Source organism: Streptomyces sp. NPDC050610, assembly GCF_040654875.1.
Lineage (GTDB): Bacteria > Actinomycetota > Actinomycetes > Streptomycetales > Streptomycetaceae > Streptomyces.
In genome coordinates this window covers 46,188-72,679 of the sequence record NZ_JBFAIV010000010.1, presented here as the reverse complement: position 1 = coordinate 72,679, position 26,492 = coordinate 46,188, and the positions used below count along the sequence as shown (strand labels likewise).

Genomic DNA, 26,492 nt, shown 5'->3' with positions numbered 1-26,492 from the left:
AGGCGTCCGTGCGGTGCCGCGGGTGCGGGTGTCCGTACGGTGCCGCGGGTGGCCGGTGTCGGTCGTTCGGCTCTTCTTGAGTTTTTTGGCGCGTTCCGGTTTTCGTAAATTTCTGTCGTTCGCTGTCAACCGGCGGTGGGGTCTCGTGCGTATGGGGTGTGAGACCGAACGGATTTGGAGCCCGGTTTGACCGTCGAGGAGTTCGAGGAGTTCTACGAGCACGCGGTCAGACGGCTCACGGGCCAGCTCTACGTCATGCTCGGCGATCTGCACGAGGCTCAGGACGTGGTGCAGGAGGCGTTCGTCCGGGGCTGGAGCCGGCGGCGGCAGCTGGCTCGGGACGGGGCTCCGGAGGCGTGGATCCGCAAGGTCGCGTGGCGGCTCGCGGTGAGCCGGTGGCGTGGGCTGCGGCGGGCGGAGGACGCCTGGCTGCGGCATGGCGGGCCGCCGGAGGTGGCGGGTCCGGACACGGGGCCGGTGGAGCTGGTGGAGGCTCTGCGCGGGCTGTCGCCGCAGCAGCGCCGGACCGTGACGCTGCACTACGTGTGCGATCTGTCCGTCGAGCAGATCGCCGCCGAGACGGGGCTGTCCGGCGGAACGGTCAAGACCCATCTGTCGCGGGGCCGGGCGGCGCTCGCCGGTCGGTTGCGCGACCCGTACTCCGAGGAGGCTCGCGGTGTCTGACGGTTCTGACGGTTTTGGTGGCTCCGACAGCGGCTCCGACGGCGGCTCCGGCGGTTTCGACCGGCTGGCCGCCGGGTTGAAGGGGCTGGCGGCCGCCGGGCGGAGCGGCGCGGCGCCGCTGCCGATGGCGGTGGTGGCGGCGCGCGGCCGGCGGCTGCGGCAGCGCCGGGTGGCGGCGTTCGCTGTGGTGGCGTGTCTGGTGGTGGGCGGGGGGAGCGGGACGCTGGCGGCTGTGCTGTCGCGGGCCGGCGGGGACGGGGGCGGTGGTACGGGGCCGGCCAGGGTGCCGTCGGGTGTGCCCGCGCCGTCGTCCACGGACCGTTCGTACGAGGGTGAGACGGGGCCTCCGGACGGGGGCGCGGGGTCGTCGAGTCCGTCCTATCCGCCCTCGTCCACGCCCAGCTCGACGTCGTCGTCCGATCTGTCTCATCTATCCCATCCGTCCGGTGGGCGGGCTGCTCTGGGCTCTTCCACTGCTGACGTCAGTGACGTCGCTGACGTCACTGGTGGCTCTGTCGACGCTGCCGCTTCGTTTCCTGCCCCATCGTTTCTGCGGACCGGCGAGCCGCCGTAGCCCTGGTCCGGCCTTTGGTCCTGTTCTCGCCCTTGCCTGTTTCTCCCGTTCGCTCTTTTGTCCTTATGTTCTTTGTCCGTATCCCGGTGGCGGTCTTCCGCCAGGTGGTTCCCGCGCCCTTCGGGCGCCGCGTCAGGAGTCGTTCACCCATGGTCACTGCACCGTCGTTGGAGGCGCTGCGGCCCGCCGGCCCGCACGAGTCCGGGGCCGGCGCCTGGCGCCGCCTGTGGCGCCGGCTGACCCCGGCCGACTGGTCGGTGCTGCGCATATACCTGTTGAGCCGGATCGGTGTCTGGGTCGTCGTGTACAGCGCGGCGTGGATCTTTCCCAACGATCCGGGGGCGAAGCAGCCGACTCCGTGGGTTTCTCGCTGGGACCAGTGGGACTGGGGGCATTTCAAGCGAATAGCGGAGTTCGGCTATTTCACCGGGCAGGGGGCGGTGGGCAGTGCGCAGCCGGACAATCGGGAGGCGTTCTTCCCGGGGTTTCCGTGGTTGGTGCGGCTGCTGCATTCGCTGGGGGTGGGGTGGACGCTCTCCGGGCTGGTGATCTCGTTCGTGGCGGGGGCCGTCGCGGTGGTGGCGCTGGCCCGTATCGCGCGGCTGTATCTGAACGGCGGCGGGGACGGCGGCGGGACCGGTGGGGATAAGGCCGGGGAGAAGGCCGGGGAGGGCGGTGTGGACGTCGGTCGGCGGGCCGCGCTCTTCCTGCTGCTCTCGCCGTGTGCGGTGTTCCTGGCGGCGGGCTATACGGAGGCGATCTTCCTGGCCTTCGCGCTGCCGGCCTGGCTGGCGGCGAAGCGGGGCCGGTGGCCGCTGGCGTCGCTGCTGGCGATGGGGGCCATGGCGACCCGGATAAGCGGTCTGTTCCTGGTGGCGGCGCTGGTGGCGGAGTTCTTCCTGGGCAGCGGCGGGTTGCGGGACCGGCTGCGGTCGCTGCCGTGGCTGGCGCTGCCCGCGCTGCCTCTGGTCGGCTATTTCGGCTACCTCTACGCGCGTACCGGCGACTTGATGGCGTGGAAGCACGCCGAGGAGCGGGGCTGGAACCGTGAGTTCCATGTGCCGTGGGAGGCGTGGCACAACACGTGGGTCTCGGCGTTCGGCCATGTGCAGTCCACGGGGTTCGCGGTGATGTTCCAGGCGGAGCTGCTCGCGATGCTGGTGGGGGTGGCGTTGCTGGGTGTGCTGGCGTGGCGGCGGCGCTGGTCGGAGACGGTCTATATGGCGCTCAGTCTCTGGGCGTTGGGGACTTCGTACTGGTACGTGTCGGTGCCGCGCGCGACGTTGCTGTGGTGGCCGCTGTGGATCGGGCTGGCGGTGCTGAGCCTGCGGTGGCGCTGGGTGAAGGAGGCGTATGTGTGCGTGGCGGGGCCGTTGATGGCGGTGTTGGTGGTGGCGTTCACGACGGGGAGGTGGGCGGGCTGAGCGTCCGCCCGTTTCCGGTCCTGTCGTCGGGTTCCGTCCTTGTGGTCAGGCGCGGCTGAGGCGGGCGGGGTGAGCGCCCGCCCGTTTCCCGTTCCTGTCGTCAGGCGCGGCTGAGGCGGGCGGGCTGGGCTCCGCTGAGGAGGGCGCCGATGGCGTGGTCGATGTCGGGGCCGAGGTACCAGTCGCCGGTGTGGTCGAGGCTGTAGACGCGGCCTTCGGCGTCGACGGCGAGGAGTGCCTGGGTGTGCGGTTCCTCGCCGAGGGGGCTGACCTCGACGCCGAGGGCGCGGCCGAGGTCGGCGAGGGTGCGGGCGAGGTGGAGGCCGTGCAGGGGGTCGATGTGGAAGGGCGTGGGGGCGATCTGCCGGCCCTGTCCGGCGGCGGCGATGTGCAGGCCGCCGAATTCGGCCCAGGCCTCGACGGCGGCGGGGAAGACGGAGTGCCGGTGGCCGGCGGGGGAGACGTGGGCGCGGAGGGCGTCGGCCCACTGTTCGGCCTGTTTTATGTCCCAGCGGCCGGGCTGCCAGCCCGCTTCGCGGAGGGCGGCGTCGACGGCGGCGGGGAAGCGGGTGGCGGCGGTGCGCTCGAAGGCGCGCATGTCCGACATGTCGGCGGTCAGCCCCTGGTGTGGTCGTTGGTCGGGGCGGCGAGGTCGACGGCCCGTACGCCGAAGTGGGCGAGGAGCGCGTCGCAGGAGCGGCAGGGCGCGGCGTAGCTGCCGTGCCGGGGGTCGCCGTCCTCGCGGATGTGGCGCGCGGTGAGGCGGGCGTGTTTGAGGGCCCGGCGGGCCTCGCCCTGGGAGAAGGGTTTGCGGGAGGCGCGTTTGCTGCGGCCCGAGTCCACGCCGGTGAGGAAGCGGGAGACGAGTACGGCTTCGGGGCAGCGGCCGGTGAAGCGTTCGCGCTGGGCGCTGGTGAGGGTGTCGAGGTAGTCCTGCACCAGGGGGTGGAGCGTGGGCGGCTGCTCCCCTCTGCCCGCGGTGCAGGTGAGGGTCTTTCCGCGAACGGAGAGTGCCGCCGCGACGGCGGGCAGGATGCCGTCGCGGCGGTGCAGCAGCGGGGGCGCCTGTGCCGAGTCGTCGGTGGCGCTCCAGCTGAGCCGGGGGTCGCCCGGCGTGGGCGCGGCATCGGGGCCGCGGTCTTGCGTCGTGTGCATGTGGTGCTCTTCCCTCCCGTGCAATCCCCCTGTTGCGGGGATCAGATTGCCAAATGGGATGCCGGGTGCGGAAGTCAGGTGTGCGTTGTGCGCGAGTTGTGTGGCGGGCGGTCACCATGAGGTAACGGGTCGTCGTGATGGGTGGGGTAGGTGGGACGGTGGTGACGGCTCTGTCGCGGCCGTTCGCGCCTGCGTACACATTTTCCGCGGGTGCCACGGGCGGCTTCCGAGTTTTTCGGCCTCGGAGGCGTTCGGCGATGCGTTCGGAGTGCCCGGGACCGTTGGGACCGCTGCGTTCAGACCAGTTCAGTTCAGTCGGTTCAGTTCAGTCGGTTCAGTTCCATTGCGTTGCGTCGAGTCCGCCGCGCCTTCCCGTCGCGCGCGGGCCGGGCGCGGTGCGTAGGGGCGTGCGGTGCGTGGGGCGGACGGGCCGGGCGTCGCGGCCGGGCGGCGGCCGGAGGCGGTCGTCGCCGCTCAAGGCGTGCTCGGAGGGCGTACGGCGCGGGCGGAGCCCCGGTCCGGGCAGCGCTTAGGCTGTTGGCAACACCCATACGCAGCAGGGGGCATCCGCCATGACGACAGGTCGGCTCGGGCAGCAGGCCGCGCCACCGAACACGGCCTATGCCGGGCAGGTCGTGCACTTCCCGGACCCGGTCCGGGCCGCGCGCTACGCCAAGGGCGTGTGGGTGGACGGGGACGGCTTCCCGGACTTCTCGCCGTACGCGCGGGCCGCCGCGGAGATCGCGGAGCCGCCGGAGGGGTTCGGCGTCGACGAGCTGCGGCTCACCGACTACGTGTCCGCGAACGCCGCGCTGCACGCCGACGGCCACGAGCTGTGGGCGAGCCTGCCGTCCGTCGCGACGCCGCACGGCTGGACCTGGCACCACGCGGTGGGCACGCGCCGGCTGGAGCTGGTGCCGGTCGAGGTCAAGGCGCTGCTGCGGCACCACGGTGGGCTGGCGACGGCCGCCGTCGACCAGGCCAAGCGCGGTACGCGGCCGCTCCAGGAGACCCGGCCGGTGCACTTCGCGCTGCCGCAGCGGGATCTCGCGGTGGCGGAGGACGAGGTGCTGGGCGTCGAGGAGGACCTGGGCTACCGGCTGCCGGGCGCCTACCGTTCGTTCCTGAAGGCGGCGGGCGGCTGCGCGCCGGTCGGCGCGGCGCTCGATCCGGAGCTGGGGCTCCTGGTGGACCAGCCGTTCTTCACGGTGCGCGGCGAGGCGGCGGTCAACGACCTCGTGTACATCAACAAGTGTCTGCGCGACCACTTCACCAAGGACTACCTGGGCGTGGGCTTCGTGCAGGGCGGTGTGCTGGCCGTGAAGGTGAAAGGCGATGCCATCGGCTCGGTGTGGTTCTGCGCGTACGACGACGCGCGGGACCAGGACGGCTGGACGGTCCAGGACCGCGTCGAGCGGCTGCTGCTGCCCTGCGGGGAGGACTTCGACGCCTTCCTGCTGCGCCTGGCGGGCGGCCCGCCGGAGCTGGAGACCGTGGCGAACCTGATGGTGGACGGCGGCTTCGCGTCCGCCGTCCCGGTGGAGGGGTGAGCGCGATGGTGACGTTCGCGCAGGCGCAGGAGCGCGCGGAGGGCTGGGTCAACGCCGATGTGCCGGCGTACCAGCACCGCGAGGTGCGGGTACGCGAGTTCGACCTGGGCTTCGTCGCCTGGGCCGAGGACCGCGAGGACGGCCCGGTCGTGGACGGCGGCGGCGCCCGGCTGGTGATCGCGCGCGACAGCGGCGAGACGACGCTGTGGCCGGGGCTGCCGGTGGGCGAGGTGATCCGGCGGTACGAGGAGGAGTACGGGACCGCTCCGGACCCGGCGGCGGACGCGCCTCCGCAGCGCATCGACCTTGAGGCCACGTCGTTCCTGCTGAGCCCGCCGGAGTGGCTGCAACAAGCGGCCGACGAGCGGGGGATTCCGGACCGGCGGTCTTCGGGCGCGGTGGGTGCGGCGTCGTCGGGTGCGGCGGTGGGTACGGGTACGAGTGCGGGTGCGGGCAGTCGGGGGGCGGCTGGGGCCGGTTCGTCTTCGTCCGCTGCTGCTGCTGCTGCGGCTGACGGTGCGGCTGCCGGTGGTGCTGGTGGGGCTTGGCCCCCGCCCGTTTCGCCGGTCCCTACGGACGCGCCTGCCGGTCCCGCGGCCCCCGGCCCCGTGCCGCCGACCGCGCCGCCCGCGCCCGTCGCGGCCGCTCCATGGGCCGGGGCCGACACCAACGGCGGGGGCGACGGCGGCGAGGACCGCTCCGTCGACCTTCCCGCCACGGTCTTCGCCCCGCCGCTCAGCGGCTCTGACGGCGACGAGACTCCGCCGTCGGGCGTCGGTACCGAGGCCAAGACCGAGCTGCTGACCAGGGGCAGCGTGCTGCCGCCGACGGCGGTCGCCCCGGTCCTCGACGCCAGTGCCTCCGGCGGTTCGCCGGGCGCGGGGCCGCAGCCTCCCGCGTCGGGCCCCGCGCCCGCGCCCGGGCCCGCGCCTGCGCCAGGCCCTGCTTCGGGTCCCGGCCCTGCTTCGGGTCCCGGCGCGCCGGGTGCCCCGGCGGGTGGGTACGTACCGACGCAACTGGTCTCCCAGGCCGACGCCGACGGCCCCGGTGCGGGCGCCCCGGGCGCCGGGCCACAGCCTCCGGTGTCGGGCCCTGTGCCCGGCGCCCCCGGCTCTCCGCCCGTCGGCGCTCCCAACCATCCTGTTCCGCCCGGCACTTCGGGGCAGCCCGGCGCAGGGGGGCCTCAGCCGCCGGCCGCGCCCGGTACGCCGCCCGGCGTTCCGGGCGGTGTGCCGCACGCCGCCACGATGCTCGCCGACCCCGGAACGCCCAGCGCTCCGCCGTACCCCGGCCCGCCGGGACAGGCGGGGCACCCGGGCCAGCAGCCGGTGCAGCCCCCGGCGGGCCCCACGCCTCCCGGTCCCCCCGGCCGGCCCGCTCCGGCGGGCCCCATGCCGCCTGGCGCGCCCGGCTCCGGCGGCCCCGGCTACCCGGGCCCGCCCGGCGCTCCGGGCCAGCCCGGTGCGTCTGCTCCCGGCGGTCCCAACTACCCCGGTCCGCCCGGCCAGCCCGGTGCGCCGGGCCCCGGCGCCCCCGGCCACCCGGCCCCGCCGGGAGCCCCTGGCGTCCCCGGAACGCCCGGCACTCCGCCGCCCTCCAACCCCGGCGTGCACGCCGCCGCCACCATGCTCGCCGGGCCGGGCGCCGGTCCGGGCAGCGGCGGGGCCGGGGTCGCGGCTCCGGGGGCGGTTCCGCAAGGGCCGCCGCCGCAGGGGCCGCCGGTGGCGGGGGTGGCGCCGCCGCCCGGTGCGTACGGTTATCCGCCGCAGCCGCCCACGGGGCAGCCGACCGTGGGGCCGGGCTATATGGCGGTGCTCCGCTACCGGGCCCAGGACGGTTCCGAGCAGCAGCTCATCCGGCGCAGCGCGCCCGGTACGCCGCACCCGGAGTGGCAGATCCTGCACGAGCTGCGCGCGATGAACGTGCCGCCGCAGCAGGTGCTGGAGCTCCACACCGAGCTGGAGTCCTGCGATCTGCCGGGCGGCTACTGCGCCCGTATGGTCCGGGAGACCTGGCCCCAGGTGCGGGTCAGCCACACCGCCCCGTACGGGCGTGATCACGCGACCCGGCAGCAGGGCGTACGGCACCTCGTCGAGCACCAGGGCGAGCTGCACCAGGTCGCCGACGGCCCGGCGCGACCCGCGCCGAACCGGGCGCCGCTGCCGCTCCCCGGCCAGGTGCAGCCCGCGTCGCCGATTCCGCCGGAGGGGATCGCGCAGGAGCTGACGCAGGCGTTCGGCCCGCAGGGAGTCTTCCGGTTCGAGCAGCGGGCGGTGTCGCGGCAGGGCGTTCCGGACATCGTCGCGCAGACGCTCGTACGGGCGGGGCTGCCGCTCGACTTCGGCCCGTTCTTCTGGGCGCAGGCGCAGCCGGGCCGGCCGGTGCCGACGCTGGCGGAGCTGGCGGCGGAGCGCGGGGTGCGCTCCGCGCCGGACTCGGGTTCGTACCTGGTGATGGGCAGCGACTTCGGGCGGCAGCTGTGCGTGCAGTACGGCACGGCGCATATCGTCGCGGTGCCGGTCGAGGCGGGCCCGGACGGGCAGGCGGTGGCGCCGCAGTTCGTGAACAGCGGGCTGCCGGAGTTCGCGCGCTGCATGGGTTTGCTGGGGCGGATGTGGCGGCTGCGGTACGGGCTGACGCCCGAGCAGGCGGGCCGCTGGACGGTGGACTTCCAGGCGCAGCTGGCGTCGCTCGATCCGGCCGCGCTGTCCTCGCCGGAGAACTGGTGGTCGGTGCTGCTGGAACAGATGTGGGACGGACTGTTCTGACGGTCCTGCGGACAGCGGCGGAGGCCGTCTGACGGAGGCCGTCTGATGGAGACTGCCCGACGGAGGCCGTCCGACGGAGACGCGGGTACTTCCCCGGCGGCCCAGGGGACCCCGGTCCCGCCGGCCCCCCGCGCCTCCCCGCTGACTGCCCGTCACCTGATCGAGGCGTTCGACCTGCGGTATCGGTCGGGCGCCTCGATCCTTTCCTTATGGGCACCGTCGAGCCGCCGCAGCCGGGCAGCACCACGCTGTACCGGTCCGGGCGCAAGCGGCGCGGGGGCGGTGGCCGGCGGCGGCTGAGCTGGCCGAAGCGGATTCTGGTGGTGCTGCTGACGCTGGTGGTGCTGTTCGTCGCCTTCGCGGCGGGGCTGTATCTCTGGGCGGGCACCCAGGTGCACACGGTGGGCGCGCTCGCCGGGTACGAGGGCCGCCCGGCGCCCGGCAAGGGCACGGACTGGCTGCTGGTCGGCTCCGACAGCCGTTCGCATCTCACCGCGCGGCAGCGCGAGGAACTGCACGTCGGCAACGACGAGGGCCTCAACACCGACACGATCATGGTGCTGCACCACGGCGACAGCGGCCCGTATCTGGTGAGCCTGCCGAGGGACTCGTACGTGCCGATCCCCGGGCACGGCAAGAACAAGATCAACGCGGCGTACGCGCTGGGCGGGCCGAAGTTGCTGACGCGGACCGTGGAGCAGGCGACGGGGCTGCGGATGGGGCACTACGCCGAGGTGAACTTCCTCGGCTTCACCGATCTCGTCAACGCGCTGCACGGCGTGCGCATCTGTCTTCCGGAGCCGCTGCACGACAAGAAGTCCGGCGCCGACTTCGACCGCGGGTGCCGGAACATGAACGGCACGCAGGCGCTCGCCTACGTCCGCGCCCGGTACAGCGATCCCGAGGGTGACCTGGGGCGGGTCAAGCGGCAGCAGCGGTTCCTGGGCGCGGTCGCGGACCGGATGCTCGGCGCGTCCGTACTCCTCAACCCGTTCCGGCTGGTGCCGGTGGTGGACGCGGGGCTGTCGGCGCTCACCGTCGACAAGGGTACGGGCGTGTGGGATCTGGGCAGGATGGGCTGGTCGATGAAGCAGATCGCGGACGGCGGGGGGCGGAGCGTGACAGTGCCGGTCGCCGGCTCCGGTCAGGAGCGGCCCGGCGCCGGTGACGTGCTGGTCTGGGACGAGGCGGGGGCGCGGCGGCTGTTCGACGCGTTGCGCGCCGACAGGCCGATTCCGACTTCTGGCACCAATTGACGCATCCTTGACTGGTGGAGTGGGCGGAGTGTCGCGGTATGGGCACTTCGGCCGATCCACAAGGATGTGCGCCGGACCGCGTTACATGCCGGACAAGAGGGGCTTGAAGGATGAGTGCATCGATGTCTCCCCACGGTTTCGCTGTAGTGCGGGGCCGCGGTTACCGGATCGAACAGGTCGACCGCGCGCTCGGCGACATCTCCCGCGAGCGTGACACGGCCTGGGAGCGGGCCGCCCGGTTGACCGTGCTCGCCAAGGAGATGGAGGCCGAGGCGGAACGCCTGCGCGAGGTCGTCGCCAACCTCGCCCCGCAGACCTACGAGAGCCTCGGCGGCCGGGCCGCGGACCTCCTCGCCATCGCCGACGGTGAGGCCGCCGCGGTGCGCGGGAGCGCCGAGGCCGCGGCCGCCGAGCTGAGCGGCTCCGCGGCCGACCACGCCCGCGCGGTCCGGGACGCGGCGGCCGCGTACTCCGCGTCCGTACGGGCCGAGGCCGAGGACTGGGCCGAGGAGGCCACCGCCGCGGCCCAGCGCATCGCCGACGACCTGCGCGCCGAGGTGCGCCGCGAGGTCGAGGCGCGGCGCGAGGAGTCCCTGGCGATGCTCAAGGACATGCGGCAGCGCACCGCCGAGACCCTCGCAGGGCAGGAGAAGGACCACTCCGAGCGGTGGGACGCGGCGGGCCGGGAGCTCGCCGGGCACGAGGCGGACACGGACGCGCACGTGATGGACCTGGACGAGTACGGGCGGCGGGTGCTGGCCGAGGCGCAGCGCGCGTACGCGGACGTCGAGGAGGCGGCCCGGCACGGCCAGGAGGACGCCGAGGCGCAGGCCGAGTCGCTGGTGTCGCAGGCCCGGGCGCGGGCGGAGCGCGTGGAGCGGGAGACGGAACGGGTGCTGCGGGAGCACGAGGAGGAGCGCGATGAGCTGCGCGCCCACATGGTGCACGTCCGCAGCAGCCTCGCCGCGCTGACCGGGAAGGCGGTCGCGGACCCCGAGCCGGCCGAGGCGGGCGGCCCGCACGACGCCGGCTCGGTCCCGGGGCCCGCGCCGAGCTCGGAGTCCTGACAGGCCCTGCGTGCGGGCCCTGCCTGGGCGGCGGCCTGCCGGCGAGTGGCGGGGCGTACGGGCAGGGGCGCGCGTACGTTCGTACAGGCAGGGGGCGGGTACGTCCGTACGCCCCGGCGCGCCCGCGATGCCCGTACGCCGTCCCTCGCCCGTACGTACTCTCAGCTCTCCTCCTCCGTCCGGATCGGGAAGCGGCGCGGCGCGAGGAGTACGAGCGTGAGCAGCGCGACGACCGCCGCGCAGCCCGCGCCCAGGTAGACGTGGTCGACGGCGGTGGAGACCGCGTGGCGCAGGTAGTCGGCGGCCCGGGCGGTGAGGGTCGCGGGGTGGCTCAGGGCGCGGGCCGCGGAGTCGAGGTCGTCCGGCAGGCCGGGCCGTATCGCGGCGGGGGCGTCGGCGAGCCGGCCGGCGAGCGTGGAGTTGGCGACGGCCCCGAAGAGGGCCGCGCCGACGCTCTGGCCGACCTGGCGGCAGAAGAGGATCGAGGCGGTGGCGGTGCCGCGCTCCGACCAGCCGACCGAGGACTGGACGGCGATGATCAGGGGGAGCTGGAAGAGGCCCAGGGCCGCGCCGAGGGCCAGCATGAGGAGCGCCGGCTGCCAGGCCGCGCCGCGGTAGGGGAGCAGCGGGAACGCGAGGAGGACGAGGGCGGCGCAGCCCATGCCGATGAGGGCGCAGTTGCGGAAGCCGGTGCGGGTGTAGACGCGGCTGCTCAGGGCGGAGGAGATGGGCCAGCTCAGGGTCATGACGGACAGTACGAACCCGGCGGCGATGGGGCCGAGGCCGAGCACTGATTGCGCGTAGGTGGGCAGGAAGACGGTCGGCGCGATCATCAGGAGGCCGAGGGCGCCGAGGGAGAGGTTGACGGCGGAGATGGTGCGGCGGCGCCAGACCCAGCCGGGGATGATCGGTTCCGCGGCGCGGCGTTCGATGGCGACGGTGGCGGCGGCGCACAGGGCGCTGCCGGCGAAGAACGCGGCGGAGGGTGCGGAGAGCCAGGGCCAGGCGACGCCGCCCTGGACGAGCGCGGTGAGCAGCAGCCCGCCGCAGGCGAAGATGGCGAGCGCGCCGGGCCAGTCGACGCGGGGGCGGGCGGTGGCGCGGGTGCGCAGGGGCTCGTGGAAGTAGCGGGCGATGAGCCAGAGGGCGACCGCGCCGACGGGCAGGTTGACGAGGAAGATCCAGCGCCAGTCCGCGTAACCGGCGAGTACGCCGCCGAGGGCGGGGCCCGTGACGGCGGAGACGGCCCAGACGGTGGAGAGCTTGGCCTGGATCTTGGGGCGTTCCTTGAGGGGGTAGAGGTCGGCGGCGACGGTCTGGACGGTGCCTTGGAGGGCGCCGCCGCCGAGCCCTTGGAGCACGCGGAAGGCGATGAGGGCGGCCATGTTCCAGGAGGCGGCGCACAGCAGTGAGCCGCCCAGGAAGATGACCATGCCGACGACGAGGACGGGTTTGCGGCCGAAGGTGTCGGAGAGCTTGCCGTAGACGGGCAGGGTGACGGTGACGGCGAGCAGATAGCCGGAGAACAGCCAGGAGAAGACGGAGAAGCCGCCGAGGTCGCCGACGATCTGCGGGATGGCGGTGGAGACGATGGTGCCGTCGATGGCGGCGAGCGCCATCGCGAGCATCAGGGCGGCGGCCACGGGTCCCCGTCTGGACGGCGGGGCGGTGGCCGCCTCGGGTATCGCCGTCGATTCCGCGCGCCGCTCGGTGCCGCTCACTGTGCCCCCTCCGTCGAACCGTTGGTCCGTGTACGACCCACACTTCCACGTGGGGGCGGGGCGCGGTACCGGGTATCGGAGGCAGTCAGGGCGCAGGAGGCGTACGTTCCGCCGGGCCCGGCCGTCGAAGGTCCCCGAGACCGGGGGCGTCCGCAAGGGCCGTACCCCTAGGGGCAGTTACGCAAATGCGCTGACTCCGCGTTCGTTCCGGCGGATGACGATCCGGGCCGCGGGGCTCCATAGCCTGTTTGACGAGCGGCCCGGCCCGGGCGGCTCCCGTGGCGTCGGCCGCACGGCCGTGGGCGGGGCGGGGTAGCGCGGGCACCACCGGCGAGAGGCGGGCCTGCACCACCGGCGAGAGGCATGCGGGCACCATCGTGCGCCCCCCGTGATACGAGCACGCTGATGTACGTACGCCCGACTTCCGTCTGGGGAACCACGGCGGCACCGAGGGGCCCGAGAGATCCGAGGGACCCGAGGGACCCGAGAGATCCGAGAGATCCGAGGAACTCGGCCACGCCGATGACCGCACCGGCGAAATCGGCGAAATCGACGGGATCGGCGGCATCGGCTTCAGCAATGTCAGCGACGGAACCGGACGCACGCACCGAAACAAGGAGACCGACTGTGACAACGGCTGTATCGATTCCCAAGACCGGGGGCGGCGGAAGGCGTACGGCCGTTGCGGCGAGCGCGCGGCAGGTCACCAAGGCGTACGGCACCGGCGAGACGCGGGTCGTCGCGCTCGACAGCGTGGACGTGGACATCGCCCGGGGGCAGTTCACCGCCATCATGGGCCCCTCCGGCTCCGGCAAGTCGACGCTGATGCACTGTCTGGCCGGGCTCGACACCGTCACCTCCGGGCAGATCTGGCTCGACGAGACGGAGATCACCGGGCTCAAGGACAAGAAGCTGACGCAGCTGCGCCGGGACCGGATCGGCTTCATCTTCCAGGCGTTCAACCTGCTGCCGACGCTCAACGCGATCGAGAACATCACGCTGCCGATGGACATAGCGGGCCGTAAGCCGGACCGCGCGTGGCTGGAGCGCATCGTGGGGACGGTGGGGCTCGCCGAGCGGCTGAAGCACCGGCCGAACCAGCTGTCCGGCGGCCAGCAGCAGCGGGTCGCCGTGGCCCGCGCGCTCGCCGCCCGGCCCGAGATCATCTTCGGTGACGAGCCCACCGGAAACCTGGACTCACGGGCCGGCGCCGAGGTGCTGGGCTTCCTGCGGCGCTCCGTCGACGAGCTGGGACAGACCATCGTGATCGTCACGCACGACCCGGTGGCCGCCTCGTACGCGGACCGCGCGCTGTACCTGGCCGACGGCCTGATCGTGGACGAGATGACGAACCCGACCGCCGAGATGGTGCTGGACCGGATGAAAGAGTTCGACGCGCGAGGACGGGTGTCGTGACCGTTCTCAAGACCTCGATACGCAACTTCCTCGCGCACAAGGGACGCATGGCGCTCTCCGCCGTCGCCGTCCTGCTGTCGGTGGCGTTCGTGAGCGGCACGCTCGTCTTCACCGACACCATGAACTCCACCTTCGACAAGCTCTTCAGCTCCACCGCCTCGGACGTCACCGTTCAGCCGAAGTCCCAGAAGGACGACAAGGACGCGCAGCGCACCGGCCGCCCGGAGACGGTCCCCGCGAGCCTGGTCGGGCAGTTGGCGAAGGTCGAGGGCGTACGGTCGGCGGCCGGCTCGGTCTCCACCGACAAGGTCGCCCTGACCGACGCCAAGGGCGACAGCATCGGCCCGGCCTCCGGAGCCCCCACCATCGCCGGCGACTGGGGCGAGGACGACAAGCGGCAGATGGACATCGTCGAGGGGCACGAGCCGCGCGGCCCCACCGAGTCGCTCATCGACGCCGACACCGCCGAGAAGCACGGGGTGAAGCTCGGCGACCGGATCAAGACCGTCTCCGTGACCGGCACCATCGAGACGACCGTCACCGGCATCGCCGCGTTCAAGACCACCAACCCCGGCGCCGCCATCGTCGCCTTCGACTCCGCCACCGCCCGTACTCAACTGCTCGGATCGGCCGCCGCCTACTCCGAGGTCCAGCTGAGCGCGGCGGACGGCGTGAGCCATGAGCAGCTGAAGAAGGCCGTCGCCGACAGCCTCGGCAGTGCTGCCGGTTCTGCTGGTTCTGTTGGTTCCAGTGGCTCCGGCGACTCCGGCGACTCCGGCGGCTACGAGGTGCGGACGAAGGAGGAGAGCGTCAAGGACGCGGCCGCGCAGGTCGGCTCGTTCCTCGACGTCCTGAAGTACGCGATGCTCGGCTTCGCCGGGATCGCCGTCCTCGTCGGCGTCTTCCTCATCGTCAACACCTTCTCGATGCTGGTCGCCCAGCGCACCCGCGAGATCGGCCTGATGCGGGCGATCGGCTCCAGCCGCAAGCAGGTCAACCGGTCCGTGCTCATCGAGGCGCTGATGCTCGGCGTCGTCGGCTCCGTACTGGGCATCGCGGCCGGCGTCGGCCTCGCGGTGGGGCTCATGAAGGTCATGGGCAGCGTCGGAATGAAGCTCGACACCTCCGAACTGACCGTCAAAGCCACCACCCCCGCCATCGGACTGGCGCTCGGCGTCGTCGTCACCGTCGTCGCCGCCTACATCCCGGCACGCCGGGCGGGCAAGATCTCCCCGATGGCCGCGCTTCGGGACGCCGGAACCCCGGCGGACGGTCGCGCGGGACGGGTACGGGCCGCCGTCGGCCTGGTTCTCACCGCCGTCGGCGCGGCCGGACTCATCGGCGCCTCGCGGGCCGACGAGGCCGCCGCGGGCTCGCTGCTGCTGGGCGTGGGCGTGCTCTGCACGCTCGTGGGGTTCGTGGTCGTCGGGCCGCTGCTGGCCGGGTTCGTGGTGCGGGTGCTGAGCGCCGTCGTACTGCGGGTCTTCGGCCCGGTGGGGCGGATGGCCGAACGCAACGCGCTGCGCAACCCGCGGCGTACGGGCGCCACGGGCGCCGCCCTGATGATCGGGCTCGCGCTGGTGGCCTGCCTGTCGGTCGTCGGCTCCTCGATGGTCGCCTCGGCCACCGACGAGCTGGACAAGACGGTCGGCGCGGACTACATCGTCCAGTCCGACACCGGGCAGCAGATCACCCCGGCGGCGGAGAAGGCGGTCAGGGAGACGCCGGGCCTGGCGCACGTGTCCCGCTACAAGAACATCAACGCGAAGATCACCTCGCCCGACGGGAAGACCGTCGAGGAGGAGCTGGCCGCCGCCGACCCGACGTATGCGCGGGACCTGCGGACCGAGACGGTCCAGGGCGACATGTCGGCCGCGTACCGGCCCGATTCGGTCTCGGTGGGCGACGACTACGCCAAGGACCACGGGATCAAGATCGGCGACAAACTGGGCGTGGCCTTCGCGGGCGGCCGGACCGCGCAGCTCACGGTGCGCGCCATCACATCGAGCGGCACGATGGACGGCGGTACGAAGAACCTGGGCATCGCCACCGCGCAGCGGTACCTGCCGGCCGACAAGATGCCGCTGAGCCAGCTGATGTTCGGCACGGCGAAGGACGGCCAGGAGAAGGCGGCGTACAGCGCGCTCAAGGCCAACCTGCACGACTACCCGCAGTACAAGGTCCGCGACCAGGCCGACTACAAGAAGACCCTTGAGGACCAGATGGGGCAGATGCTGAACCTGGTCTACGGGCTGCTGGCGCTGGCCATCATCGTCGCGGTGCTGGGCGTCGTGAACACCCTGGCCCTGTCGGTCGTCGAGCGCACCCGCGAGATCGGGCTGATGCGGGCCGTCGGCCTCTCCCGCCGCCAGCTGCGGCGCATGATCCGCCTCGAATCGGTGGTCATCGCACTCTTCGGCGCGCTGCTCGGGCTCGGGCTAGGCATGGCCTGGGGCGCGACGGCCCAGAAGCTGCTGGCGCTCCAGGGGCTCGTCGTGCTGGAGATCCCCTGGCCGACGATCGGCGCCGTCTTCGCCGGATCGGCGGTGGTGGGGCTGATCGCGGCCCTGGTACCGGCGTTCCGCGCGGGCCGGATGAACGTGCTGAACGCCATCGCCACGGAGTGAGCGAGGGGGCGGGGCGCGCCCGCCGGTGCTCCGCCAGCGCCCTGGCGGTGCCCCCGCCGACGCCCCGCCGGTGCGGTGGCGGGCGGGCCGCGTGGATGGGGCGGCGGCGGGCGAACTGCGTGGATGGGGCAGCGGCGGGCGCCTCGTGCGCCGATGGTACGACCAGGAGACTCCCCGCGCCGGGCTGACGGCCGGTGCGGGGGAGGCGGGCCCACGGGGGATACGGGCCCGCCGACGGAGAGGGCCCGCGGGGGGCGGGCCGAGGGGGGACGGGCCCTGCGGGGGGGGCAGGGCCCGAGCGGGAACCGGCCCTGCGGGGCGCGGGACCCGAGGGGGACGGGCCTGCCGGGGGATGGGTCCGAAGGGGGACGGGCCTACCGGGGGGCGGGTCCGAGGGGGGACGGGCCTGCCGGGGGATGGGTCCGATGGGGGACGGACCTGCCGGGGGGCGGGTCCGAGGGGGACGGGCCCGCTGGGGGATGGGTCCGATGGGGGACGGGCCTGCCGGGGGGCGGGTCCGAAGGGGGCCGGCCTTGCGGGGTGCGGGGCCCCGAGGGGGGACGTGTGTCCGCCCGGGCTGATCGCAGGTCCGGGCGGACGACTGCCCCGCCTCCTCCCCCCCAGTGCAGGCCGGTCCGGGCGCATCGCGGGGGAGCGCGCCCGGACCGGTCCCGCGTGTGCGTGTCGGTGCCCCGTCGTAGGCTGGAGAACCCCGGCACGTTGGACGTGTCGGGCGGTTCGCGTTGTCCGCCCACCCGACCATTCCTCGATCCCCACTCCTCGATCCCCCTTCCCCTTACCCTCCCTCTTCCTCTTCCTCCGCGCCCCTCTCCCCACCTCTCATTCCCCATCGAGTCCACTCCCCTGGGACGGAAGCCTCCATGAGCCTGCACGGCCTGCTCGACGCAGTCGTCAAAGATCCGGCGCTCGCCGAAGCGGTAAAGGCCGCAGCCGACGGCAACCGGCCCCACCTCGACCTGGTCGGCCCGCCCGCCGCGCGCCCCTTCACCATCGCGGCGCTGGCCCGCGACCCCAGGGGAGGCGGCGGCGCGGGCCGTACCGTGCTGGCGGTCACCGCCACCGGCCGGGAGGCCGAGGACCTGGCCTCCGCCCTGCGCTCGCTGATGCCGGCGGGCCACCAGGACGCGGTGGTGGAATACCCGTCGTGGGAGACCCTGCCGCACGAGCGGCTCTCCCCGCGCTCGGACACGGTCGGCCGCCGCCTCGCGGTGCTGCGCAGGCTGGCGCACCCGAGCCCGGACGACCCGGCGGCCGGCCCCGTGAGCATCGTGGTCGCGCCCGTACGGTCCGTACTCCAGCCGCAGGTCAAGGGGCTCGGCGAGCTGGAGCCGGTCAGCCTGCGGAGCGGGCAGAGCGCCGACCTCGAAGAGGTCGTGGACGGGCTGGCGGCGGCCGCGTACGCGCGGGTGGAACTGGTCGAGAAGCGCGGCGAGTTCGCCGTGCGCGGCGGCATCCTCGATGTGTTCCCGCCGACCGAGGAACACCCGCTGCGGCTGGAGTTCTGGGGCGACGACGTCGAGGAGATCCGTTACTTCAAGGTCGCCGACCAGCGGTCCCTGGAGGTCGCCGAGCACGGGCTGTGGGCTCCGCCCTGCCGGGAACTGCTGCTGACCGAGGACGTACGGGAGCGGGCCGCCGCCCTCGCCGAGGACCACCCGGAGCTCGGCGAACTGCTCGGCAAGATCGCCGAGGGGATCGCCGTCGAGGGCATGGAGTCCCTGGCCCCCGTCCTGGTCGACGACATGGAACTGCTGCTGGACGTGCTGCCCGCCGGGAGCATGACGGTGGTCTGCGACCCGGAGCGGGTCCGTACCCGCGCCGCCGACCTGGTCGCCACCTCGCAGGAGTTCCTCCAGGCGTCCTGGGCGGCCTCCGCCGTCGGCGGCGCGGCCCCCATCGACGTGGGCGCGGCGTCCCTGTGGGGCATCGCGGACGTCCGGGACCACGCCCGCGAACTGGGCATGATGTGGTGGACGGTCAGCCCCTTCGCCGCGGACGAGGAACTGGACGACGGCACCCTGGGGCTGGGCATGCACGCCCCCGAGGTCTACCGAGGTGACACCGCCCGCGCCCTGGCCGACACCAAGGGCTGGCTGGCCGACGGCTGGCGCGCGGTCTTCGTCACCGAGGGCCACGGCCCCGCCGCCCGTACCGTGGAGGTGCTCTCCGGCGAGGGCATCCCCGCCCGGCTGGCCGCTCCCGACAGCGGTACCGCTACCGCTACCGACGCCGGGGCCGCTTCCGGCAGCGGGGCCGCTTCTGGCAGTGGGACTGTTCCCGGCAGCGGTACGGGCGGGCTCGCGCAGCTCACGCCGTCCGTGGTGCACGTGGCCTGCGGCTCCATCGAGCACGGCTTCGTGGACCCCGGCCTGAAGCTGGTGGTGCTGACCGAGACGGACCTGTCGGGGCAGCGGGCCGCGGCCAAGGAACTGGGCCGGATGCCGGCCCGCCGCCGCAAGACCATCGACCCGCTCACCCTCCAGCCCGGCGACTTCATCGTCCACGAACAGCACGGCGTGGGCCGCTACGTGGAGATGGTGCAGCGCACCGTGCAGGGCGCCACCCGCGAATACCTGCTGGTCGAGTACGCGCCCGCGAAGCGCGGCCAGCCCGGCGACCGGCTCTTCGTGCCGACCGACCAACTGGAGCAGATCACCAAGTACGTGGGCGGCGAGGCCCCCACCCTGCACCGGCTCGGCGGCGCCGACTGGACCAAGACCAAGGCGCGCGCGAAGAAGGCCGTCAAGGAGATCGCCGCCGACCTGATCCGGCTCTACTCGGCCCGGATGGCCGCCCCCGGCTACACCTTCGGCCCGGACACGCCCTGGCAGCGCGAACTGGAGGACGCCTTCCCGTACGCGGAGACGCCCGACCAGCTCACGACGATCGCCGAGGTCAAGGAGGACATGGAGAAGTCGGTCCCGATGGACCGGCTGGTCTGCGGCGATGTCGGATACGGCAAGACCGAGATCGCGGTGCGGGCCGCCTTCAAGGCGGTGCAGGACGGCAAGCAGGTCGCCGTGCTGGTGCCGACGACACTGCTGGTGCAGCAGCACTTCGGCACGTTCACCGAGCGCTACGGGCAGTTCCCCGTCAACGTCCGGGCACTGTCCCGCTTCCAGACGGACAGCGAGGCGAAGGCGGTGCTGGAGGGGCTCAAGGACGGCACCGTCGACCTGGTCATCGGCACCCACCGGCTGTTCTCGTCCGAGACGAAGTTCAAGGACCTGGGCCTGGTCATCGTCGACGAGGAGCAGCGGTTCGGCGTCGAGCACAAGGAGCAGCTGAAGAAGCTCCGCGCCAACGTGGACGTGCTGACCATGTCGGCCACCCCCATTCCCCGGACGCTGGAGATGGCGGTCACCGGCATCCGCGAGATGTCCACGATCACCACGCCGCCGGAGGAGCGCCACCCGGTGCTGACCTTCGTCGGCCCGTACGAGCAGAAGCAGATCGGCGCGGCCATCCGCCGCGAACTGCTCCGCGAGGGCCAGGTCTTCTACATCCACAACCGGGTCGAGTCCATCGACCGCGCCGCCGCCCGGCTCCGGGAGATCGTGCCGGAGGCGCGCATCCAGACGGCGCACGGGCAGATGGGCGAGACGCAGCTGGAACAGGTCGTGGTCGACTTCTGGGAGAAGAAGTTCGACGTGCTGGTCTCGACGACCATCGTGGAGTCGGGCATCGACATCTCCAACGCCAACACCCTCATCGTGGAGCGCGGCGACAACTTCGGCCTCTCGCAACTGCACCAGCTGCGCGGCCGCGTCGGCCGCGGCCGCGAGCGCGGCTACGCCTACTTCCTGTACCCGCCGGAGAAGCCGCTCACCGAGACGGCCCACGAACGGCTCGCCACCATCGCCCAGCACACCGAGATGGGCGCGGGCATGTACGTCGCCATGAAGGACCTGGAGATCCGCGGCGCGGGCAACCTGCTGGGCGGCGAGCAGTCCGGGCACATCGCGGGCGTCGGCTTCGACCTGTACATGCGCATGGTCGGCGAGGCCGTCGCGGACTACCGCGCCTCGCTGGACGGCCAGGAGCAGGAGGAGGCGCCGCCGGAGGTGAAGATCGAGCTGCCGGTCGACGCGCACGTGCCGCACGACTACGCGCCGGGCGAGCAGCTGCGCCTCCAGGCGTACCGGGCCATCGCCTCCGCGAGCAGCGAGGAGGACATCAAGGCCGTCCGCGAGGAGCTGACCGACCGTTACGGCAAGCTGCCGGAACCGGTCGAGAACCTGCTGCTCGTCGCCGGCCTGCGGATGCTCGCCCGGGCCTGCGGCGTCGCGGACATCACCCTCCAGGGCTCCAACATCCGCTTCGGACCGGTGGAACTGCGCGAGTCGCAGGAACTCCGCCTCAAGCGGCTCCACCCCCGCACGGTCATGAAGCCGGCCACCCGGCAACTCCTCGTCCCTCGCCCGACAACGGCCCGCATCGGCGGCAAACCGCTGATGGGACGTGAACTGCTGGCGTGGACGGGAGAGTTCCTCACCACCGTCGTGGGCTCGTAGCTCTGAGCTCGCGGCTGTGGGCTCGCGGCTCTGGGTTGGTGGCTACGGGTCCGTGGCTATGGGGTCGTTCGTGACGATGGGTTCGTAGGGGCGGGGCCGTAGCCGCGATCTCGTAGTTGCGGATGCGTAGCTGCGGGTCCGTAGCAATGGGGCCGTAGCCGTGGGTTCGTAGGGGTGGGTTCGTAGGGGTGGGCGCCGGGCAGCCTTTGAAGTGACGGCACCCGCCCCCGCTCGGTCGCAGGGGACGGCGGTCTGTCCGTTTTAGGATCTTGCGGGGCGCGGGGTGCGCCCCGCTTTCAGCCGCCGATCCCAGAGTGGATGTTCCCTGACGTGAAGAGTTTCCCGCTGCCTGCCCGCCTCCGCTCCCGCCGCCGCGTGCTCGCCGGCACCGCCCTCGCCGGTGCCGCCCTGCTGACCGTGACCGTCACCGGGTGCTCGCCGGACAGCGACAACGGCGGCAGCACCCAAGACAAGTCCGCAGACAAGTCCGCCGGGAAGTCCGGCGGCGCCCTGTCCGCCGTCTCCTCACTGAAGGTCAAGGCGAGCGGCACCATGGACGGTTACGCCCGCGACCGCTTCGGCCGCGCCTGGCTCGACACCGACGGCAACCACTGCGACACCCGGGACGACATCCTCAAGCGCGACCTGACGGACGTGAAGTTCACCGACGGCCACTGCAAGGTCGCCTCCGGCACCCTGACCAAGGACCCGTACACCGGCAAGACCGTCCACTACGTACGGGGCCACAGCAAGATAGACATCGACCACGCGGTGGCCCTGTCCGACGCCTGGAAGAAGGGCGCCCGGCAGTGGTCGCCGAGCAAGCGCATAGCGCTCGCGAACGACCCGCTGAACCTCATAGCCTCCGACGCCTCCGCCAACCGCCAGAAGGGCGACGGGGACACGGCGGCCTGGCTGCCCTCCAACACGGCGTACCGCTGCGACTACGTCGCCCACCAGGTCGCCGTGAAGAAGAAGTACGGCCTGTGGGTGACCGCCGCCGAACGCGACGCGATGAAGAAGGTCCTCACCACCTGCCCCTCCGCCAAGCTCCCCACCGGCGGCAACCCCACCGAGGCCCCCGTCCGCTTCAAGGCCAAGTAGCGTCGGGCCGCACCGGCGCCAGCGCGCAGCCGCTTCAAGACCTGAGTCGCCTCACGACGGAGCGGTCCTGAGCCGAATCGGTTTCGAGACGAAGTGGTCTTGAGACGAAGCGGCTCCAGAGCGACGCGACAGTTCCAGAGCGACGCGACAGCTTCAGCGCGACGCGACGGCGGTGGAAGGTGCGGCGGCGGTGGCGGCGGCGGGCGCCGGGGTGGGTGCGGCCCGCCGCAGCACGGCGTAGCCGCCGTCGCCACCGAGGTACGTGTACGTGGTACCTGGGTGCATCCGCTGGGCCTCGTCGAGCAGCTCCGCCGGAGTCTTGGCGGCGTCGTTGCGCAGCGCCACGTAGTCGGGCTGTATCCCGCCGGTTCCTCCTATCCAGAACACTCGGCAGCGGTCCGTGAGCCTGCTTATCGGGCCGACGTTGGCCTCGACGGTCGCGTTGTCGGGGATGCGGTTCAGCAGCCGGTCGATGGCGTTGACCGCCGACGACTTGCGGTAGGTGTCGGCCTCGGTGAGGTCGGCCAGGGGGAGCGATGTGGTGAGCGCGAGTGCCGCGGCGGCCGCGGCCGCGGGTATGTGCTGGGCGTACGAGCGCAGCCATGCGCGAGGGCTCGCGCCCACTCCGGCGAGCGCGTCGACGAGGGCGATGAAGACGACGGGCATGAGCACCGCGCTGTAGTGCCAGTCGATGCCCCAGTAGTGGTCGTCGTGGGACAGGAACCGCCAGGCCAGGGTGGGCAGGGCCACGATCAGCAGCGGGGAGCGCAGCGCGAGCAGCCCGGTGGTGGGCAGCAGGATCCACAGCAGGGTGCGGAGGGCGGTGTCGAAGGGAATGGTGGGTGCCGGCCCGCCGTCGCCGTTGAGCTTGTTCCAGTAGTCGTACGAGCCGCTGTTGTTGAACCCCGGAATGATCACCCCGAAGGTGATGACGGCCGCGGCGAGTCCGAAGGCGACGAGCCCGGCGGCGAGCGCGACCATGCGCGGCTGCTCCTTGCCGCGGAGCCGCACCAGCATGACGGACCCTATCGCTGCGACGGTCAGCCCGAGGTCCTCCTTGACCAGGACGAGGGGGAGCGCCCACCAGAAGGCGGCCTGCCAGCGGTGCCGCACGACCGCTTCCAGGGAGAAGGCGATCAGCGGCATGGCGAAGGCGATCTCATGGAAGTCGAACTCGACGGCGCGCTGGACGCCCCAGGAAAGCCCGAAGGCCAGACCGATGGCGAGGCCACGCTTGCGCCCCAGCAGATGGGCGGCGACGCGCGTCACGGGTATGGCGGAGACCGCGAACAGTGCCGCCTGTGCGACGAGCAGTGTCACGGGGGTGGGGAAGACCCGGTAGAAGGGGGCGAGGAGAGCGGTGACGGGGCTGAAGTGGTCGCCGAGGATGTTGGTGCCGGGCCCCTTGAGATCGGCGACCGGCGCCTGGAAGTGGGCGTAGGCCCGTATGGCCTGCTCGAAGATCCCGAGATCCCACGACATCGTCAGCAAGCGCCGATAGCGGCAGATGGAGAGCGCGGCGAAGGCGATGAACAGCGCTGCTGCGAGCCAGTACGGGTCCAGGCGCGGGTTGCGCAGGGCCGCGGTGCGCGCACCGGCGGCGGGCGCGGCCTCGGCCGTGCTGTGGCCGGGTGCTGCGACTGCTGCGGCCGTGTCCATGGGCGGTCCTTGTCTCGGGGTCTCTTGGGCCTGTTTCGGGGTGTCGATCCGGGTTGTCGGTCCAGGATTTTGATCCAGGACGTCGGCCCGAAATGTCGATCCGGGATGTCGATCCGGGATGTCGAAAAGATACGCGAAGGGAGCCGAGCGGCTCGGACACTATTCGTGGACGGGCCGCCGAGACGCGCGGTCTTCTCTGGTGAGAGTGATGGCGGTCAGGCCGTCATCGGTTGCGCCCTGCGGTCTTCGCGAACGAAGTCGGGGGCCTCTTTCTCTCGTCCTTCTCTCGTCACGTGCCCGAGCCCGTGTCCGTGCCCGCGGACGAGAGCCCTGCTGCTCCCTCCTCCGACCTCTCCCTCCTCCGGCCTCTCCTTCCTCTCATCTCTTCGCGCCTGCGCTCGCGAGCGAGGTTCGGCTCTGTCTTTGTCCTTTCTCCACCTCTCCTCTTCTCGCGAGCTGGGCCTTGCTCGTCGGACCTGCTGCGTGTGAGTCGATGGGTCAATGACAGCAGGTGGCTGTGAACCGAGTCAATCCTGTTCACCGGTTCGAGTGAGTTCACGGTCGTGAAGGCGGTTTCGCGGGTTCGGTGGGTATGATCGGCGTCACAACAGCTACGACAGGTCAGGCAACTCACGAGTGCGAGAGGACGGGAGCGCATGCCGGACAACGCAGCAGAGGTGACAGCGGCCGGGATCGCCCGGCTCGCCGGTGTGGGCCGCGCCGCCGTCAGCAACTGGCGCCGTCGTCACGACGACTTTCCCAAGCCAGTCGGCGGCACGGAGACGAGCCCGACCTTCGCGCTCAGCTCCATCGAGCGATGGCTGCGCGACCAGGGAAAAGTCGGTGAGATTCCGCTGGGCGAGCGGGTCTGGCAGCAGATCGCCGGGCACCCGGCCGGCGCCGTGACCGCTCTTCGCCACGCGGGCTGCGTGCTCGTGCTCGTGCGCGAACGGCCGGCGGACTGGGCGGAGCTCGCCGAGCTCGCCGATCCCGATCTGGCCGAGGCGCTGCCGCCGGCCCTCGGCGCCGCGCTGACCGCCCGGCTCGGCAACCGGCACCCGGTCACCCTGCCCAGTCCGGTCGAGGTGGCCGCGTCCGCTCTTCTCCTGCGCGGGTCAGCCGAACTCGCCACCGGCCTCGGCGCGCGGTCGGCATACGAGTTCCTGCTCGGCCGACACCTCGACGCCAACCCCCGGCAGTACACGCTCACCCCGTCCGCCCCCGCCGAGCTGATGGCAGCCCTCGCCGAATCCGGTCTCGACCGGGACGGCGTACGTACCGTCTTCGATCCGGCATCCGGTACCGGCAGCCTGCTGCGCGCCGCCGATACCAGCGGACCGCTGCACACACGGGCCATCTTCGCCCAGGAAGCCGATCCCGACCTCGCCGCGCTCAGCGCGCTGCGCCTCGCCCTGCACAGCACGGCCCAGGTGCGGGTGCGCGCGGGCGACAGCCTGCGCGCCGACGCGTTCCCCGAGCTGGAGGCGGACTCCGTGCTCTGCCACCCACCGTTCAACGAACGCAACTGGGGCCATGACGAGCTGGCATACGACTCCCGGTGGGAGTACGGCTACCCCGCCCGCACCGAATCCGAGCTCGCCTGGGTCCAGCACGCACTCGCCCGGCTGAGCACCAGAGGCACCGCCGTTCTGCTGATGCCCCCGGCCGCGGCCTCCCGCCGCTCCGGCCGCCGCATCCGCGCGGACCTCCTGCGCCATGGCGCGCTGCGCGCCGTCATCGCGCTGCCCGCGGGGGCCGCGCCGCCTTACGGCATCCCCTTGCACCTGTGGGTGCTGCGCCGCCCCACCGCCCAACCCCTGCCCGCACCACACCTCTTGCTCATCGACACCGCGGACCTGGCCGCCACCAACCGCGACCAACTGCCCTGGCAGGCCGTGCGCACCGCGGTGCTCGACGCCTGGCAGGAATTCGACCGGAACGGCTCCACCGAGGAGAAGCCCGGCGTCTGCCGCTCGCTGCCCGTCATCGACGTCCTCGACGACGACGTCGACCTCGCCCCCGCCCGCCACCTCCCTCCGCCCACGGCGGGCGGCGGAGCCGCGGAACTGGCCGATGTGCACGCCCGGCTCACCACGGCGCTGCGGCGTACCTCCGGGCTCACCCCCGACCCCGCGAGACCGCTCGCCTCCACCTCCGCCGAGACCGCCGTGCCCGGCCGTCGGTCCACCACCGTCGGCGAACTGGCCCGCGCCGGCGCCCTGGTGCTGCGTGCCGGGGGGAGCGGCGCGAGTCCCGACCCGACGGGTGCGCCTCCCGTCCTGACCGAGCACGACGTCATAGTGGGCTCCGAGCCGTCCGGCACGCTCTCCGAAGGCGCAGCCGAGGAGCCCCTCCGAGTCGAGGAGGGCGATGTGGTGGTGCCCGTCCTCGGCGACGTCACCGTGGCCCGGGTCATCGACGAGGCGAGCGCCGGGGCAGCGCTCGGCCGCGGGCTGCACCTCCTGCGGCCCGACCCCGCCACCCTCGATCCGTGGTTCCTCGCCGGATTCCTGCGCGGCACCGCCAATCAGCGCCAGGCCAGCAGCTACGCCTCCACCCCCACCCGACTCGACGTCCGCCGGCTCCAACTGCCCCGCATATCCCTGACCGACCAGCGGCGCTACGGCCGCCGCTTCCGTGCCCTCGCCTCCTTCGAGGAGTCGCTGAGACTCGCCGGGCGGCTCGGCGAGCAGCTCGTACAGGGGCTGTACGACGGACTGACGGACGGCACCGCGCGCCCCGAGTGATCAGGCGCCCGGCCGACCGGGGCCGCTCGGCGGGCGTCGTTCAGATCAGGGGCCGCTCCGGCCGGGAGGCCGGTCACGACGAGAGACGAGGGACGAGGGCCGAGCAAGAGCCGACCAAGGGCCGACCACGGGCCGAGCAAAAGACGAGCAAGGGGTTGGGCGGGGCGCCGTTCGGGCCGGGGGCCGAGCGGGCGTTGGGCGCGGG

At 72.7% G+C, this 26,492-nt stretch carries 15 protein-coding genes; 11 read left to right on the top strand and 4 right to left on the bottom strand.

Annotation, left to right across the window (positions count from 1 at the left end; genetic code table 11):
* Nucleotides 1-186: 186 nt before the first annotated feature.
* Together AB0I22_RS15085 and AB0I22_RS15080 are read left to right on the top strand one after the other, a co-directional pair.
* The gene (locus AB0I22_RS15085) at nucleotides 187-684 is read left to right on the top strand and encodes a SigE family RNA polymerase sigma factor (protein WP_363131188.1); all 498 of its coding nucleotides are present in this window, start codon (nucleotides 187-189) and stop codon (nucleotides 682-684) included.
* Nucleotides 685-1,407: 723 nt separating this feature from the next.
* A complete protein-coding gene (locus tag AB0I22_RS15080) occupies nucleotides 1,408-2,682 on the top strand; it encodes a hypothetical protein (RefSeq protein ID WP_363131187.1) in 1,275 nt (424 codons plus the stop codon).
* Nucleotides 2,683-2,782: 100 nt separating this feature from the next.
* Here the strand turns inward: AB0I22_RS15080 and AB0I22_RS15075 are convergent, their stop codons facing one another.
* Together AB0I22_RS15075 and AB0I22_RS15070 are read right to left on the bottom strand one after the other, a co-directional pair.
* On the bottom strand, nucleotides 2,783-3,280 hold the full coding sequence (locus AB0I22_RS15075; RefSeq protein ID WP_363131319.1) for an SUKH-3 domain-containing protein: 498 nt from the start codon (nucleotides 3,278-3,280) through the stop codon (nucleotides 2,783-2,785).
* Nucleotides 3,281-3,297: 17 nt separating this feature from the next.
* Nucleotides 3,298-3,837: a YwqJ-related putative deaminase gene (locus AB0I22_RS15070; protein WP_363131186.1), complete on the bottom strand. Its 540-nt coding sequence runs from the start codon at nucleotides 3,835-3,837 to the stop codon at nucleotides 3,298-3,300.
* A 572-nt stretch (nucleotides 3,838-4,409) separates the two neighbouring features.
* On the opposite strand from AB0I22_RS15070, the gene AB0I22_RS15065 reads away from it, so the two are divergent.
* The 4 genes from AB0I22_RS15065 (at nucleotide 4,410) to AB0I22_RS15050 (ending at nucleotide 10,478) form a co-directional block, all read left to right on the top strand.
* Nucleotides 4,410-5,387 (top strand): HNH endonuclease, encoded by a 978-nt coding sequence (locus tag AB0I22_RS15065; RefSeq protein ID WP_363131185.1) that lies wholly within the window; start codon nucleotides 4,410-4,412, stop codon nucleotides 5,385-5,387.
* 5 nt (nucleotides 5,388-5,392) lie between these two features.
* The gene (locus AB0I22_RS15060; protein ID WP_363131318.1) at nucleotides 5,393-8,155 is read left to right on the top strand and encodes an SUKH-4 family immunity protein; all 2,763 of its coding nucleotides are present in this window, start codon (nucleotides 5,393-5,395) and stop codon (nucleotides 8,153-8,155) included.
* Nucleotides 8,156-8,364: 209 nt separating this feature from the next.
* Nucleotides 8,365-9,411, top strand: coding sequence for an LCP family protein (locus AB0I22_RS15055; RefSeq protein WP_363131184.1), 1,047 nt, complete (start codon nucleotides 8,365-8,367; stop codon nucleotides 9,409-9,411).
* A 122-nt stretch (nucleotides 9,412-9,533) separates the two neighbouring features.
* A complete protein-coding gene (locus tag AB0I22_RS15050) occupies nucleotides 9,534-10,478 on the top strand; it encodes a cellulose-binding protein (RefSeq protein ID WP_363131183.1) in 945 nt (314 codons plus the stop codon).
* Nucleotides 10,479-10,639: 161 nt separating this feature from the next.
* Here the strand turns inward: AB0I22_RS15050 and AB0I22_RS15045 are convergent, their stop codons facing one another.
* Complete coding sequence (locus AB0I22_RS15045) at nucleotides 10,640-12,106, bottom strand: MFS transporter (protein WP_363131317.1); 1,467 nt, start codon at nucleotides 12,104-12,106, stop codon at nucleotides 10,640-10,642.
* Nucleotides 12,107-12,826: 720 nt separating this feature from the next.
* Here AB0I22_RS15045 and AB0I22_RS15040 point away from each other — a divergent pair.
* The 4 genes from AB0I22_RS15040 to AB0I22_RS15025 all read left to right on the top strand — a co-directional run bounded on the left by AB0I22_RS15040 (nucleotide 12,827) and on the right by AB0I22_RS15025 (nucleotide 21,881).
* The gene (locus tag AB0I22_RS15040; protein WP_363131182.1) at nucleotides 12,827-13,615 is read left to right on the top strand and encodes an ABC transporter ATP-binding protein; all 789 of its coding nucleotides are present in this window, start codon (nucleotides 12,827-12,829) and stop codon (nucleotides 13,613-13,615) included.
* Nucleotides 13,612-16,242: an FtsX-like permease family protein gene (locus AB0I22_RS15035; protein ID WP_363131181.1), complete on the top strand. Its 2,631-nt coding sequence runs from the start codon at nucleotides 13,612-13,614 to the stop codon at nucleotides 16,240-16,242. The genes AB0I22_RS15040 and AB0I22_RS15035 overlap by 4 nt, the downstream gene beginning before the upstream one ends.
* Nucleotides 16,243-17,123: 881 nt before the next feature.
* The gene (gene mfd / locus AB0I22_RS15030; RefSeq protein ID WP_363131180.1) at nucleotides 17,124-20,777 is read left to right on the top strand and encodes a transcription-repair coupling factor; all 3,654 of its coding nucleotides are present in this window, start codon (nucleotides 17,124-17,126) and stop codon (nucleotides 20,775-20,777) included.
* A gap of 330 nt (nucleotides 20,778-21,107) precedes the next feature.
* Nucleotides 21,108-21,881, top strand: coding sequence for an HNH endonuclease family protein (locus tag AB0I22_RS15025; protein WP_363131179.1), 774 nt, complete (start codon nucleotides 21,108-21,110; stop codon nucleotides 21,879-21,881).
* Between the two features lie 153 nt (nucleotides 21,882-22,034).
* On the opposite strand, the gene AB0I22_RS15020 is transcribed toward AB0I22_RS15025, so the two are convergent.
* The gene (locus AB0I22_RS15020) at nucleotides 22,035-23,540 is read right to left on the bottom strand and encodes a DUF2079 domain-containing protein (protein WP_363131178.1); all 1,506 of its coding nucleotides are present in this window, start codon (nucleotides 23,538-23,540) and stop codon (nucleotides 22,035-22,037) included.
* A gap of 656 nt (nucleotides 23,541-24,196) precedes the next feature.
* Between AB0I22_RS15020 and AB0I22_RS15015 the strand changes: the two genes are divergently transcribed.
* Complete coding sequence (locus AB0I22_RS15015) at nucleotides 24,197-26,287, top strand: N-6 DNA methylase (protein ID WP_363131177.1); 2,091 nt, start codon at nucleotides 24,197-24,199, stop codon at nucleotides 26,285-26,287.
* Nucleotides 26,288-26,492 lie beyond the last annotated feature (205 nt).

Excerpts from the sequence above, each read along its gene's own strand:
- AB0I22_RS15080 (WP_363131187.1), top strand. The coding sequence starts at position 1,408 with ATGGTCACTGCACCGTCGTTGGAGGCGCTGCGGCCCGCCGGCCCGCAC.
- AB0I22_RS15075 (WP_363131319.1), bottom strand. The coding sequence starts at position 3,280 with ATGCGCGCCTTCGAGCGCACCGCCGCCACCCGCTTCCCCGCCGCCGTC.
- AB0I22_RS15070 (WP_363131186.1), bottom strand. The coding sequence starts at position 3,837 with ATGCACACGACGCAAGACCGCGGCCCCGATGCCGCGCCCACGCCGGGC.
- AB0I22_RS15065 (WP_363131185.1), top strand. The coding sequence starts at position 4,410 with ATGACGACAGGTCGGCTCGGGCAGCAGGCCGCGCCACCGAACACGGCC.
- AB0I22_RS15060 (WP_363131318.1), top strand. The coding sequence starts at position 5,393 with ATGGTGACGTTCGCGCAGGCGCAGGAGCGCGCGGAGGGCTGGGTCAAC.
- AB0I22_RS15055 (WP_363131184.1), top strand. The coding sequence starts at position 8,365 with ATGGGCACCGTCGAGCCGCCGCAGCCGGGCAGCACCACGCTGTACCGG.
- AB0I22_RS15050 (WP_363131183.1), top strand. The coding sequence starts at position 9,534 with ATGTCTCCCCACGGTTTCGCTGTAGTGCGGGGCCGCGGTTACCGGATC.
- AB0I22_RS15045 (WP_363131317.1), bottom strand. The coding sequence starts at position 12,106 with ATGCTCGCGATGGCGCTCGCCGCCATCGACGGCACCATCGTCTCCACC.
- mfd (WP_363131180.1), top strand. The coding sequence starts at position 17,124 with ATGAGCCTGCACGGCCTGCTCGACGCAGTCGTCAAAGATCCGGCGCTC.
- AB0I22_RS15020 (WP_363131178.1), bottom strand. The coding sequence starts at position 23,540 with ATGGACACGGCCGCAGCAGTCGCAGCACCCGGCCACAGCACGGCCGAG.
- AB0I22_RS15015 (WP_363131177.1), top strand. The coding sequence starts at position 24,197 with ATGCCGGACAACGCAGCAGAGGTGACAGCGGCCGGGATCGCCCGGCTC.